Consider the following 13,471-nt stretch of genomic DNA (forward strand, 5'->3'; position numbering starts at 1 on the left):
CGTCAGGCGGACCGCGGTGCCATCTCGCCCGTCCGCTCCACGTCCTCGGCTTCGTCCTTGCGGTGCGCCAGGCGATAGAGGACCGGCAATACCAGCAGGGTCAGTGCCGTCGATGAAAGGATCCCGCCAATGACCACGGTGGCAAGCGGCCGCTGCACCTCGGCTCCCGTTCCTGTGGCAATGGCCATGGGGACGAAGCCAAGCGAGGCGACCAACGCCGTCATCAAAACGGGCCGCAAGCGCGTAAGGGCCCCGGTGCGGATCGCGGTATCGAGCGATTGACCTTCTTCGCGCAGCGACCGGATGAACGACAGCATCACCAGACCGTTGAGCACCGCGACACCAGAGAGCGCGATAAAGCCGACCGCCGCCGAAATGGAGAGCGGTATGCCTCGCAACCACAACGCGAGAATACCGCCAGTCAACGCAAACGGAATGCCGGTGAACACGAGAAGCCCGTCCTTCACGTTGTTGAACATCGCAAAGAGCAGGACAAACACGAGCAGCAGCGCAACCGGCACCACGATCTGCAGCCGCGTCGTTGCAGACTGCAATTGCTCGAACGTACCGCCCCAGGTAATCCAGTACCCAGTGGGAATCTTGACCTGCCGCTCAATTGCGGCCTCGGCCTCCGGCACGAACGACCCAATGTCCCGGCCTCGCACGTTGGCGCTGATGACGATGCGGCGCTTGCCATTCTCACGCGACACCTGATTTGGCCCGGGGGCCAAGTCGAGCGAGGCCACTTCACTCAAGGGGATATAGGTCGTCTTCGACTCGCCGGCACCGTTTTTGGGCAGTGGCACCGGCAAGCGGCGCAGCGCCTCCAAGTCACCCCGTACGGCATCGGGCAGGCGCACCAGAATGTAGAACCGTCGGTCGCCCTGGAAGAACGTGCCTGCCTCCTTCCCGCCGATCGCAATCGCAACCGCGTCCTGCACATCGCTCATGTTCAATCCATACCGGGCCGCCTTTTGGCGATCGATGTTGACCGACAGCATGGGAAGCCCAGTGGTCTGTTCGATTTTGACTTCCGTAGCACCCTGTATGCCTTGCAATACCGCCGCAACCTTGCCGGCTGTTTCATTGAGCACATCGTTGTCGTCGCCGAAAATCTTGATCGCCACATCGGAGCGAACGCCGGAGATCAACTCGTTGAAGCGCAGCTGGATCGGCTGCGAGAACTCGTAGTTGTTGCCGGGAATCCTCTCAGCTTCCGCCTGAATCGCACTGAGCAGCTCCTCTTTTGTCTTCTTTGGCTTGGGCCACTGCGCCTGCGGCTTGAGCATGATGTAGCCGTCCGAGATGTTGGGCGGCATCGGGTCGGAGGCGATTTCCGCCGTCCCGGTACGGGCGAAGATGCGCTCGATCTCGGGGAACTTGGCCTTGAGCGTCGACTCGACCTGCTTTTGCATCTCCAGCGATTGAGACAGGCTCGTCCCGGGAATGCGCAGCGACTGGATCGCGATGTCGCCCTCGTTCAAATTCGGCACGAACTCGCTTCCCAACCGGGACGCCACGGCCAGGCAGAAGACGATCGCAATGCACGCGAAAGTCAGTACGACGGGCGTGTTGGCCAGGGACGCTTCGAGCATCGGCTGATAGCGATGCTTGGCCCACTCCATCAGCCGGTTTTCCTTCTCCGCCACCTTGCGCCCGATAAACAGGGCGACCGCCGCCGGCACGAACGTCATGGACAGCACCATGGCAGCAAGCAACGCCAGTACCACCGTGAACGCCATGGGGTGGAACATCTTGCCCTCCACTCCCGTCAAGGCAAAGATCGGCAAGTACACGATCATGATGATGAGTTGGCCGAAGAGCAGCGGTCGCCGCGCTTCCCGCGCGGCCGCGAACACCTCGTGGAAACGCTCGCTGCGGGTCAGCTCTCGCTTGTGGTGCTCCTGCGCGTGCGCCAGGCGACGCACGCAGTTCTCGACGATCACCACCGCGCCGTCAATGATGATGCCGAAATCCAGCGCCCCCAGACTCATCAGGTTTGCGCTGATCTTGTAGCTGACCATGCCGGTGAACGTGAACAGCATCGCCAGCGGGATGACCATCGCCGTGATGACAGCGGCGCGGATGTTGCCCAGGAACAGGAAAAGAATGGCGATAACGAGAGTCGCGCCTTCGAGCAGATTCTTCTTGACCGTAGCAATCGCCTTGTCGACCAGCACGGTCCGGTCATACACGGTCACGGCCTTGACGCCGGCGGGGAGCGTACGATTGATCTCCGCCATTTTCTTGTCGACGGCCTGGGATACCGCCCGACTGTTCTCGCCGATCAGCATGAACACTGTACCCAGCACGACCTCCTTGCCGTTCTCCGTGGCGGCACCGGTGCGCAGCTCCCGTCCGATGTCAACATCGGCGACGTCGCGGATGCGAATGGGCTGCCCTTGCGCCGTGCCCACGATGACGTCGCGTATATCGTCGAGCGATTTGACCTGTCCAGGGGCGCGTACGAGGTACTGCTCGCCGCGGCGCTCGATGTAGCCGGCGCCGACATTGCTGTTGTTCTTGTCGAGTGCGCTCACCAGATCCGTGAGCGTCAGCCCGTAGGAAGCCAGCCGTTCCAGGCTGGGCGCAACCAAGTACTCCTTGGCGTAACCACCAATCGAATTGATTTCGGTCACGCCGGTCACGTTGCGCAGTTGCGGCTTGACCACCCAATCCTGAATTTCCCGCAGATCGGTGGGCGTGTAGGCTGCCCCGTCGGGCTTGCGAGCGCCGTCTTCCGCTTCGACGGTCCACAGGTAGATTTCCCCCAGCCCCGTGGAGATTGGACCCATGGCGGGTGTGACCCCGCCGGGCAGCCGTTCCTTGGCCTCCTGGATCCGCTGGTTCACCAGTTGGCGAGCGAAATAGATGTCCGTGCCGTCCTTGAAGATCACTGTCACCTGGGACAGGCCGTACCGGGACAGCGAGCGCGTCTGCTCGAGCCCCGGCAAGCCTGCCATCACGGTCTCGATGGGGTAGGTGATCCGCTGCTCGGTCTCCAGCGGAGAATACCCGGGCGCCGCGGTATTGATCTGCACCTGGACGTTGGTGATGTCAGGCACCGCGTCGATGGGAAGCTTCCCGTAGTTGTAGACGCCGAGCGCTGCCATCCCGAGCACGGCGAGGATGATAAGCCAACGTTGCTCAATGGCAAACCGGATGATGCGTTCGAACATGCCCGTCTCCGTGTCAGTGCTCATGCTCGGCGCTAGCCTTGCCGAGTTCGGCTTTCAGGACGAAGCTGTTCGCGGTGGCATAGCGCGCGCCGGCGCTCAGGCCTTCCGTGATCTCCACCACTTTGCCAGTAGAACGCCCGGTCTTGACTGGCTGGGCGACGAAACCGCCCGGCACCGCAACGAACACTGCCGGCTTGCCATTAACTTCCTGGATCGCATCCGCCCTGACTGCAACAGGGACTTGAACGGCTGGCCCCAAGACCTGCACCGTCACGAACAGGCCAGGACGCCAAGCCATGCCGGGGTTCGCCAGCGTGACGCGGGCCTTTGCCGTGCGCGTCTGCTCACCAAGCAGTGAGCCCACATAGGACACCGAGCCGGTCGCCTTGCTGTCGAAGGCGGTCGAGCCGATCGTGACCTGCTGACCGACGCGAACATTGCCCAGATCCTTGGCCGCCACCACGAACTCCGCCCACACGGAGGACAGATCGGAAATCGTGAAGACGTTCGCATCCTCCTTGACGGCTTCACCGATTGCCAGATGCTTTTCCACCACCATGCCGTCGAATGGTGCGCGCAGCTCGAATCGGTTCAGGGCCGTCGTGGCCGGTGCGGCCCCGATCGCAACCAGTTTTTGCTGCGCGTTCTGCACGGCGATTTGCGCCTCCTGCAGTGCCGTCTGGGCCTGCAGGTAATCCTGCTCCGCGGAGATCTTCTCTTCCCACAGGCGCTTCTCGCGCGCGTAGGTCGTCTGAGCCAGGCTCAAGCGCTTCTGGGCCGCAAGCAGTTCGCTTCTTTGCTCGGACAGGGCGGTGCTCGCAATGACCGCCAATACCTGTCCGCTCTTGACCTGCTCGCCGATATTGGCGGGGACACGCTCGACGACCCCCGCAAGACGCGGTACCACATGGGCCGTGCGGTCTTCATTGAAGCGGATTTCTCCCGGGAATTGCACGCCCGACTGGACCGCTGCAGCGCCTGCGACTTCCACACCCACGCCGGCTTTGGCGATCTGGTCGACTGTCAATTCGATCTTGCCTTCCTCCTTGGAGAAGGCAACCGTCATCGGTTTCTGAACGCCCGGCAACATGACGGACGCGGTCGCGCCAAAAACGTGGGGCTCGGCAATGGCGGCCTCGCTCTCCAGGCTGTCTTTCGTGATCTTGAAGCCGATCGGCATCGATTCGCCGGTTACTCTCTTGATGGCGCCACTGGCCGAGATATTGGCAACCAAGGGCTTGCCGTCTCGGACGACCCACAGCTTTAGCTTGGGCTCCCCACCGTCCTCGGCCATGCCGAACTCGACGGTAGCGTCGCCAGCAGCGTAGACATTACCGCCGTGTGGGCCCTTCTTCGGCGCGTCATGGTGCTCCTGGTCGCCATGTGCTACCGCGTCTTCATGCTTGCCTTGCGACGGCTCGCCGTGGTGTTCGCGGTCCTGGTGACCGGCGGATTCTGCGTGTTCGGCCGCCTCGCGAGCGGACTCATTGCCCTCTGTCGAGCGCCCCAAAAATAGAACGGTGCCGGTGGCGATCAGGCCCGCAGCCACTAGAGCCGCGATCGCAGTCTTCTGCTTATTCGTAATAGACATGGTTCGGATTCTGAGTTAGCGGCCTAGCAGGCGGTCGACGGTCGTCGCGGATTGATAGACCTTCGCCAACACGTCGAGATAACGGATGCGTGCTTGGAACAACGTTCTTTGTGCGTCCAGCACGTCCAGAAAATTGAACTTCCCGGCTTCGAAGCCCCGTGCCGCTGCGCTATAGGCTTGCTCGGCGGCCGGCAGGATCGTCTCTTTGAGCGTCTGCGCGGAGCGACGAGAGACCGTCAATTCGTTCGACGCTTGCTGCATCTCATTGGAGAGCCGGATGCGGTTCGCCAGCACCTCGTCCTGCGCCTTGTCGGCACGCCGGATGGCCTCGTACAGGTTGCCCTGATTGCGATCGAACAAGGGCAGCGGAATCGACACGCCTAGCACCGCCATGTTGCGATTCGCGCTGTTGTCGCGCTTGGCGCCCACGCTGACGGTCACATCGGGGTATTGGCGGCTGCGCTCCACGCCCACCAGGGCTTGCCGGCGATCCAGCTCGACCTGGTCGGCCAATACGAGCGGCGAGTGGTCGAGCTCGGTCAGCAGCTCCGTGAGACCGGGCCGTGACGGCAGCGCGTCGAGGCTACCCTGCGCCGCGGAGAACTGCGGCGTGGCGTTGCCCCAGAGCGCTGCAAGCGAGGCCCGTGCGGAACGCAGTTCGGCGTTGGCGTTGTCGAGTTCGAGTTCGGCGTTGGCTTGCTCGACCTTTGCCTTGGTTTCTTCGACCGGCGAGATCTTGCCCGCTGCCACTCTGCGCGTTGCTGCCTGCGCGCCCTTGGCGGCCAAGTCCGCCGAGGCCTGCGCGAGCTTGACCCGTTCCTGGGCAACCAGCACTTCAAAGAAGCCGCGAATCACGTTGGATCGCAGTTCGGCCCGCGTTGTCGCCAGTTGCGCTTGCGCGAGTTCCCGGCCTTTTTCGGCCGCGACGATACGCGCCGAACGCTTGCCGCCCAGCTCCACAGGAATATTGAGCTGTCCGGTCGTCGTGCGCGACTCCGAGCGCGTGTCCTCCATGGTCGCGGCCACTTCGGGGTTGGGAATGGTGCGTGCCTGCATGACCGCACCTTCATTGGCATCGACTTCTTTCTGCGCAGCAAAAAGCGTGAAGTTACCTGCACTCGCCAATTCCATGGCGCGCTCAAGCGTCAAAGGACCAGGAGCCTCCAGTACTGTGCCGGAAGAAACAAGGGGTGCCGCGTTGGAATTCGCAGCAAAAGATGGGCTGATCACAACAGCCGCTAGCCCAAGCGGCAAAAATAGTCGTCGCATCGAATTGCACCAGGATACAAACCGTGGGAATTCGGCGAGACGCAGGTTCAGTGGGTCTCGCCGTCTATGTGAGACGGCGCCATTGGGGGCGATCCGGTGCGCGGGTGCTAGATGAGGTCAATTTCAACGCATGTGAAACGGGCGGCGTCTGGGCGCGATCGACCGTGTCGAGGCGAAGTGGCTGACCGCAGGCCATTGCGGCGGAGACCAGATGACATACGCCGCAGTCCGTATCGATCACGGCCTTCTTGTCATGCCCCGCTTTTGTGCTGGATTGATGGTGGTGCTCGTGGTGGCCGAAATGCCACTTGGATTGGCTGGCCTCTTCATGCTGGCAATAGGCGGCCGCTACCGCCCAGTTGAACTGGAATGGCAGGATCAACAAAAGCAGGATCAAGCAGAACCGCCGCATGAATGGCTGAAGAAGTGTTGGCTGGCGCGCGCAAATGGCACCGCTTTACGAATTTGCGCGTCAGTTTACTCGAAGAGCGGGATACGGATGATGACAGGGCGAGGTCTAGCGGCGCGCGCGCCCAACACAAGACTGCATCCGGGAGCGAATCCGGCGGCTACGACCGAGACCAAAAGGCCTGCTTGTCGGAGAGAGCCGCGCAGTGCACGACGAGGTCGGCGCTACAGCGCGGTGCCGCATTCGGCACAAAATTTCGCGCCCGGCTGGGCCGTGCTCCCGCATTGACCACACACCACCCCGGTAAGTGATTTTTCGCACTGCGGACAAAACCGCGCCCGCTGCGATGCAATCGAGCCACACCCGAGACAAGTGGTGGGCCAAGGATTCGAGGGGATCCCCGCCTGGGCGCGGTCGTGAGCGTCACCATGGCGTCTGCCGTGGTGACCGCCGTTCGGGCGGTGGCCACCGTGGTGACCGCCGAACAATCGCTTGAGCAGACTCATGCGTTTACATCCGTAGTTTTGTAGCGCTTCAGTATGGAGGACCAGGGGCTGCCCTGCGGGACCCGCTGCGATTGGCGAGTCGCCGGCCTTTGAAAGCATCAGCGATCGTCAATTCCAATGACTGAGTTACAGCCCGTTGGTGTAGACGTCGCGTTGTGCAACGTTCGCGCCGCCGGTATAGACGTCCCGCTGCGTGACACTCTGGCCGTCGGTGTACGGATCACGCGACTGCGCACGGCCACCATCGGTGTACGGGTCGCGCGGGCCCTGGGCGCGAGCGTTCTCGAGAACCGAGTTCACCTGGGTGCCGATGCCGGCCGCAAACGAAGGCATCGTCGAAGCAAACAGCAGGATGCCGGCAACTGCAATCTTGGACGTGGTCTTCATGGCTTTGTTCTCCGTGTCAGTGGTCAACCACCGTGGTTGACCGTGTGAGCAGTCTACGGAGACGGCACCCGCACGCTCATGACGACCTTATTACAATCTTGTCATGTAGAGCGCCGAGCGGCGCTTGGCTCCGGTGTCCGTGCGCGCGAGTCGCATCGTCACGATTCATGGCGCCGCAGCGCGAGCTCGCGTAGCGCCTGCAGCGTCCTGTCGGTAGCAGTCGCTAGCCGCGCAAACTCCTCCAGGTTCGAGCGCAACAAGGCCTCATATTCTTCGGCGCTGCGAGGGGCAATCAATGTCACTTCTGTTTGCAAGGCGAGAGTATGCAGCGGAGTGCGCAAGTCGTGATTGAGATCGGTGTAAATCGAGCGCACAGCCGCCACGGTCTCTTCGTGCTTCGACGAAACGTCGCGCAAGGCATCGACCAACGGTTGAACTTCGGTCGGTATGCTTCCCGACAGCGAAAGATGAACAATCCCAAAGGCTGTCTGATCGCCCTTGGCTGCGAGGCACCGCATTGGCGACAGGCTGCGCGAGACCAGACGATGGGTGCACATACCCACAATCAGCGGCAGGATCAGCGCCCAGATGAGAGCCCAGGTGAGACTTGGGGTCGCTGCGATCTGTCCTGAGCCCGCAAAGACCGATTGGACGACTACTGCTGCCATCGTTCCCAACGTCGCAAGTGCACTTGTCCGCCACGCCAACGAGCGGGGACCGTGCATGATTTGATGGTTCTTGAAAGCTGACACGATAGTTCGGCATGGCGCCCTGAGTGCGATTCGAACGGTTGGAGCCACCGGTTGTCCGGAGGCTCCAGATTTCGGCACCAGCGTAGACCGGAAAGCATCGCCGCAACCAAAGATGACAGAAATGTCATCTTGGTATAAACGTTTTGCAATGGTGAACGTGCCTGGACGTGTGGTGGAGTACCGCAGGCTGGGGGCTGCGCACGTGAGTACTGCCTGTCACATCACTTGGACTCGATGTGAAGGTGCAAGAGCTTCTCGACGGGAACAGCCGCCACGATCCCGGCACCCGGCACCGTCGACTTTCCGACCTCGACGATGGCGTTGGTGATGGCCTCGACGTCGGCCTCGTCCGCGAAAATTTCAACCTTGGTATGCACGCTGGTCAGGTCGCTGGAAAAGAAATTCTTGTACTCGCCATACCCCTTGACCCTTGTGATCGTCAGGTCCGGGGCGTGGACGGTCGCAAGCTTCCTTTCTAGCTGCTCCAGCAGTTCGGTGGGAACAATGGCAATCACCCATTTGATGCTCATGACCGTCTCCTTGATACCCCGGCTGCTGCGCCAGTTTTCGTTACGCTCTCGATGTCTTCAAGTCCTGCACGTCCAGGAAGCCATCAGCGGCGCTATCACGCGTGCTGAACGTCGCGTGTCCTCGAGTCCTGTGAGCTTCCAGCTTCCAACGCAGTCGGCCCAACCCAACCAACGGTATGGCTAGTCTGTTGGCAGCACGTCCAACTGCCTGTCATGCAACGGTGCATCGCCAGCATGCCCAATCCCCCGAGGATCGCGATGGCGCCGACGACGGCCAGGACGATCCAGACCACCTTCCATGTCGATAGTTCGCCCATCACGCCACCTCCTGTCCTTGGCGTGCTCGTGGCGGTGCTCGCATCTGTGATACGTGCCTGCACCGCGCCACGATTCACTTTTCGATCCGAAACGGCTGCTTCCGCTCAGGCGTGTCGTCGGTTGTCGAACGCCGCTGGTCGTCTTGACCTTGCATGCCTTTCATCATCAGCCACATCGATAGCGGGCAGACCAGAATCAACAGGTAGGGGCCAATGCCCAGCACGAAGGCACGAACTGACGGGAAAACGGTATAGGCGACTGCCAAGATCGCCACCAGGGCAGCGCCCACAGCGGCCATGGTTCTCGTATTGCATTTCATAGCGGTACTCCTGTGGTACTCGGTGGTTCTCGATACGGCCGGCCACCGTCATTTCGACGAGGGTGTCTGGATATTGTCCGCATACTTGCGCAGGATCTCTCCCATCGCCTGCATCATTTCTCCATGCATCTGCATCGAGAGCTTCTCGTTGCCGGGTGGCAACTGCCCCATCATCGGACAGCCGCCCATCATTCCGTCGCCGCCGCCCATCATGTGATCCATCATCATGGAGTGCATGGGGTCTTGCGAACCCGGCTTGGTGCCGTCGGTGCCACGGCTGGGGCTGGCTGCCATGCTCCAGCCACCAGCCCCAAGCAGGGCAAGCGCTAGCGCAGCGGCCACGACTGATTGCGTCTTCATGTCAATCTCCCTATTCGATTGAGTTGGATAGCGCTCACCTGATTTCGTGTGTCATCGACCGAGCGACTGGTCTCTCGGCACCCGCATCACGCTGACGCGGGCGCTTCGATCATCGGCCGCGGCACACACGCTCATTTCGCTTCGGGTAAGCCCTTCGGGCTGCCGCCGTCTGCCGGGCGGGCATCCGTCGATTTCATCATTTCAGCGCACTGCTTCTGCATCGCCTCTTTGCTCGATGCGGTACCGGAAGCGGCGGCAGAATGCTTCGCAGCCGCGCGCGCACTGTTGATGGCGTCCCAGTTGGGACCCGCGAAGGCGGCGCTAGCGGCGACACCGAACAAAATAGATACGGCGATTCTGAGAACGGAGTTCACGTTGGTCTTCCCCACACAAGGTTTCCTTCGGGCCCGATCCAAACGGGAATCCGCAGACATCCCGCCGGGAGGCGACTGAAATCAAGGCTCGCGGCGACGGACTGCCCGCGGATGGGGATCGATCAGATTCGCAAGCGTGCTGTTGCGAGGTAGATGGGCCCAGGCACTGCAACGGGCCGATGGGCCGTCCGGGTAACCGGTCCGGCATGAGGCGTTGGAGGTAGAACGTGTATGAGCCCGATGGCAGCGGGCAACATGCCAAGATCGTGAGCATGGCCGTTGGCATCCGCCCAATGGCGCCCATCGTGCCGATGGTCCGCGCAAAGCGCAGGCTGCGCCTCGTCCATGTCCTGGCAGTTCACGACGGAAACGGCCATCGCCGAGGCATCCACCATGGTCCCTGACCCGGGCGGGCAAACGTATCCCGCAATCGCCACGCGCGTGAACAACACCGTCGCGAGCAACGCTAGCGCAAGCAACCGAGCGAGGGGGTGATGGTGATGCTTCATGTATCCCTGCAAACAGGTGCGTTCAGTCTAGGCCCGCCAAAACTTGACCACAAGGCGGGCACGAATGGGGGACCATAGGCGGTGGGCATGATCTTCATCCAAAATGCAGCGCCTAAGGCACCTGCGCGCGCAACCGCAGCGCATTGGCAATCACTGACACCGAACTCAGGCTCATGGCCAATGCCGCGATCATCGGCGACAGCAGCCACCCCGTGAATGGATACAGCAGGCCAGCGGCCAGCGGGATGCCCAGCGCGTTGTAGACGAACGCAAATCCCAGGTTCTGTTTCATATTGGCAATGGTGGCTTGCGACAGTTCCCGCGCGCGCGCAAGACCGCGCAGGTCGCCCTTGACCAGCGTCACCTGGGCGCTGTGCATCGCCACATCGGTACCGGTTCCCATAGCGATGCCGACATCGGCTTTGGCCAGGGCTGGCGCATCGTTGATGCCGTCGCCGGCCATTGCCACCACGTGGCCTTCGGCTTGAAGTTTTGCGACCAGCGCCAGCTTGTCAGCCGGTTTGACCTCGCCGTGAAACTCCTCAATGCCAAGACGGCCGCCCACGGCTCGCGCTGTGGCGATGCTGTCGCCGCTGGCCATCACCACGCGAATCCCGGCCGCTTTGAGCGCCGCTAGCGCTTCGGGCGTGTTGGCCTTGATCGGGTCCGAGACCGCAAGCAGCCCCGCCAACTTCCGGTCAACGGCCAAGTACATGACGCTGGCGCCGCGCTGGCGCAAGGCATCGGCCTGCAGCGCCAACGGTTCGGTACTTACATGTTCCTGCCGCATCAGGGCAGCGTTGCCGAGGATGAGCTGGTCGCCGTCGACCTGACCCCGCACGCCCATGCCTGCATCTGCTGTGAATTGCTCCACTTTCCCCAAAGCCAGGCTGCGCTCGCGCGCCGCTGTGACAATGGTGGCCGCCAGCGGGTGTTCGCTGCCCTGGTCTAGACTCGCTGCTAGTCGGATCACTTCGATCTCAGTGAATGGGCCGACGCCTAGCGCCTGCTCGAAAGCCGGATGGCCCTCGGTCAGTGTGCCGGTCTTGTCGACGATCAGGGTGTCGACCTTGCGGAACTGCTCGATGGCCGCCGCATCGCGGAACAGAATGCCCTGGGTTGCCGCCTTGCCGCTGGCCACCATGATCGACATCGGAGTCGCCAGCCCCAGCGCACATGGACAGGCGATGATCAGCACGGCCACCGCATGGACCAGCCCAAAGACCCAGCTCGGCTCGGGACCGAAGAATCCCCAACCAAAGAAAGCAAGCACGGCGATGGCCACCACCACCAGCACGAACACGCCGGCCACCTGGTCCGCCATGCGCTGCATGGGCGCCTTCGAGCGCTGGGCCTGGGCCACCATCTGCACGATCTGCGACAGCACCGTTTGGGCACCGACTTTTTCCGAGCGCATTACCAGGCTACCCGACGTATTGAGCGTGGCACCGATCACGTGGTCGCCAGGGCGCTTGGAAACGGGCAATGGCTCACCGGTGATCATCGATTCGTTGATGGCGCTTGCTCCTTCGGTCACGACGCCATCGGTTGGCACCTTCTCGCCCGGTCGAATTCGCAGCAAGTCGCCGACATGCACGTGCGTGAGCGGAATATCCTCCTCGCTGCCATCCGGCTTGATGCGACGTGCCGTTTTGGGTGCCAGGCCAAGCAGCGACTTGATGGCGGCCGAAGTCTGCGAACGTGCCTTCAATTCGAAAATCTGGCCGAGCAGCGTCAGTGAAATGATGACGGCAGCGGCTTCGAAGTAGACCGCAATGCGGCCATGCACTACAAAGCTGCGGGGAAACAGCTCGGGCGCAACAGTGGCCGCAACGCTGTATATGAAGGCCGCGCCGGTGCCCAGGCCAATCAGCGTCCACATGTTCGGGCTGCGGTTGCGGAACGACTGCAGGCATCGGGCATAGATGGGGAAGCCGGCCCACAAGACCACGGGCGTGGACAAGGCAAGCTCTACCCAGCCTTGCGCCGCCGGAGCCACTCCCTTGACACGCCCCCCCAGCATCACCAGCGCTACGACGGCGATCGTCAGCGGCAAAGTCCACCAGAAGCGTCGGCGGAACGCGGCGAGTTCGGGATTCTCATCCGCTTCCAGACTCGGCATCGCCGGCTCAAGCGCCATGCCGCACTTTGGGCAACTCCCCGGATGGTCCTGACGGATCTCGGGGTGCATGGGGCAGGTGTAGACGGTGTCCGGCGCCGCGTTGGCAGTGTCAGCAGCGGAGGCGACATGAGGATGCGTGTACCGCGTGGGGTCCGCCTCGAACTTCTGCTGGCATGCTGCGCCGCAGAAGCTGTATCGGGTCCCCGCGTAGCTTGACTGGTACGGCGTATTGGGCTTGACCGTCATCCCGCACACCGGGTCCCGTTCCTCAGTGGCGGTCACGAGTGTCAGTCGGGTCGCCGTGGCATGTTGGTGGCCCCCACCTTGGGCACGCTCCGGCTCGCCGTCGTGCCCGGGCGCAGGGGATGACATATGCGGATGCTGTTGTTGGTCGCTCATTTTCGCGGCGCCTCAATGCCTTGTGGCCTGTGGTGCGGGCAACTGCCGTGGGGCAGCGCTGCCGATGGCCTCCAGGATCGGGCAGTCGGGGCGATCGTTGCCATCACAATGCTGCGCCAGATACCGCAGGGTGTCCCGCATGCCGCTGAGCGCGGCAATCCGGGCGTCCAGTTCCTGAATGCGCTGCAACGCGATGGCCTTGACCGCCGCGCTCGCGCGCCGCTTGTTTTGCCACAACCCAAGCAGCTCTCGAATCTGCACCATGGAGAAACCCAACGCCCGCGCACGCCCGATGAAGCGCAGGGTGTGGATGTCGTTTTCACGATACATCCGGTAGTTCCCCTCACTCCGGTCAGCCGAAGCGACCAAGCCAATACTTTCGTAGTAGCGGATCATTTTGGCCGAGACGCCGGAGACGCTCGCGGCTTGTCCGATATTCATGGCGTG

At 62.2% G+C, this 13,471-nt stretch carries 13 protein-coding genes; all 13 read right to left on the reverse strand.

Annotated elements, in window-relative coordinates; translation table 11 throughout:
* Positions 1–2: 2 nt before the first annotated feature.
* Positions 3–3,179, reverse strand: coding sequence for a CusA/CzcA family heavy metal efflux RND transporter (locus RP6297_RS07380; RefSeq protein WP_009240709.1), 3,177 nt, complete (start codon positions 3,177–3,179; stop codon positions 3–5).
* A gap of 13 nt (positions 3,180–3,192) precedes the next feature.
* Positions 3,193–4,770, reverse strand: coding sequence for an efflux RND transporter periplasmic adaptor subunit (locus RP6297_RS07385; protein ID WP_009240710.1), 1,578 nt, complete (start codon positions 4,768–4,770; stop codon positions 3,193–3,195).
* 15 nt (positions 4,771–4,785) lie between these two features.
* Entirely contained in the window at positions 4,786–6,039 is a 1,254-nt protein-coding gene (locus RP6297_RS07390) for a TolC family protein (protein WP_009276932.1), read from the reverse strand.
* Between the two features lie 64 nt (positions 6,040–6,103).
* A complete protein-coding gene (gene czcI / locus RP6297_RS07395; protein ID WP_223293269.1) occupies positions 6,104–6,436 on the reverse strand; it encodes a cation efflux protein, CzcI family in 333 nt (110 codons plus the stop codon).
* Positions 6,437–6,672: 236 nt separating this feature from the next.
* Positions 6,673–7,053, reverse strand: a complete 381-nt coding sequence (locus RP6297_RS07400) for a zinc ribbon domain-containing protein (protein ID WP_316857687.1) — start codon at positions 7,051–7,053, stop codon at positions 6,673–6,675.
* Positions 7,054–7,080: 27 nt separating this feature from the next.
* Entirely contained in the window at positions 7,081–7,341 is a 261-nt protein-coding gene (locus RP6297_RS07405; protein WP_009240713.1) for a hypothetical protein, read from the reverse strand.
* Positions 7,342–7,499: 158 nt separating this feature from the next.
* Positions 7,500–8,093, reverse strand: coding sequence for a sensor histidine kinase (locus tag RP6297_RS07410; RefSeq protein ID WP_139181143.1), 594 nt, complete (start codon positions 8,091–8,093; stop codon positions 7,500–7,502).
* A gap of 221 nt (positions 8,094–8,314) precedes the next feature.
* Positions 8,315–8,623, reverse strand: coding sequence for a P-II family nitrogen regulator (locus RP6297_RS07415; RefSeq protein ID WP_009240715.1), 309 nt, complete (start codon positions 8,621–8,623; stop codon positions 8,315–8,317).
* Between the two features lie 391 nt (positions 8,624–9,014).
* Positions 9,015–9,239 (reverse strand): DUF2933 domain-containing protein, encoded by a 225-nt coding sequence (locus tag RP6297_RS07420; RefSeq protein WP_223293270.1) that lies wholly within the window; start codon positions 9,237–9,239, stop codon positions 9,015–9,017.
* A 69-nt stretch (positions 9,240–9,308) separates the two neighbouring features.
* Positions 9,309–9,620, reverse strand: a complete 312-nt coding sequence (locus RP6297_RS07425; protein WP_009240718.1) for a hypothetical protein — start codon at positions 9,618–9,620, stop codon at positions 9,309–9,311.
* Positions 9,621–9,751: 131 nt separating this feature from the next.
* Entirely contained in the window at positions 9,752–10,009 is a 258-nt protein-coding gene (locus RP6297_RS07430; protein ID WP_009240719.1) for a hypothetical protein, read from the reverse strand.
* Positions 10,010–10,615: 606 nt separating this feature from the next.
* On the reverse strand, positions 10,616–13,024 hold the full coding sequence (locus tag RP6297_RS07435; protein ID WP_009240720.1) for a heavy metal translocating P-type ATPase: 2,409 nt from the start codon (positions 13,022–13,024) through the stop codon (positions 10,616–10,618).
* A 12-nt stretch (positions 13,025–13,036) separates the two neighbouring features.
* Entirely contained in the window at positions 13,037–13,465 is a 429-nt protein-coding gene (gene cueR, locus RP6297_RS07440) for a Cu(I)-responsive transcriptional regulator (protein WP_009240721.1), read from the reverse strand.
* Positions 13,466–13,471: the final 6 nt, after the last annotated feature.

Origin of the sequence: Ralstonia pickettii, assembly GCF_016466415.2 — a bacterium.
Classification (GTDB): Bacteria; Pseudomonadota; Gammaproteobacteria; order Burkholderiales; family Burkholderiaceae; genus Ralstonia; species Ralstonia pickettii.

Excerpts from the sequence above, each read along its gene's own strand:
- RP6297_RS07380 (WP_009240709.1), bottom strand. The coding sequence starts at position 3,179 with ATGTTCGAACGCATCATCCGGTTTGCCATTGAGCAACGTTGGCTTATC.
- RP6297_RS07385 (WP_009240710.1), bottom strand. The coding sequence starts at position 4,770 with ATGTCTATTACGAATAAGCAGAAGACTGCGATCGCGGCTCTAGTGGCT.
- RP6297_RS07390 (WP_009276932.1), bottom strand. The coding sequence starts at position 6,039 with ATGCGACGACTATTTTTGCCGCTTGGGCTAGCGGCTGTTGTGATCAGC.
- RP6297_RS07400 (WP_316857687.1), bottom strand. The coding sequence starts at position 7,053 with ATGCTTTCAAAGGCCGGCGACTCGCCAATCGCAGCGGGTCCCGCAGGG.
- RP6297_RS07405 (WP_009240713.1), bottom strand. The coding sequence starts at position 7,341 with ATGAAGACCACGTCCAAGATTGCAGTTGCCGGCATCCTGCTGTTTGCT.
- RP6297_RS07415 (WP_009240715.1), bottom strand. The coding sequence starts at position 8,623 with ATGAGCATCAAATGGGTGATTGCCATTGTTCCCACCGAACTGCTGGAG.
- RP6297_RS07420 (WP_223293270.1), bottom strand. The coding sequence starts at position 9,239 with ATGGCCGCTGTGGGCGCTGCCCTGGTGGCGATCTTGGCAGTCGCCTAT.
- RP6297_RS07425 (WP_009240718.1), bottom strand. The coding sequence starts at position 9,620 with ATGAAGACGCAATCAGTCGTGGCCGCTGCGCTAGCGCTTGCCCTGCTT.
- RP6297_RS07435 (WP_009240720.1), bottom strand. The coding sequence starts at position 13,024 with ATGAGCGACCAACAACAGCATCCGCATATGTCATCCCCTGCGCCCGGG.
- cueR (WP_009240721.1), bottom strand. The coding sequence starts at position 13,465 with ATGAATATCGGACAAGCCGCGAGCGTCTCCGGCGTCTCGGCCAAAATG.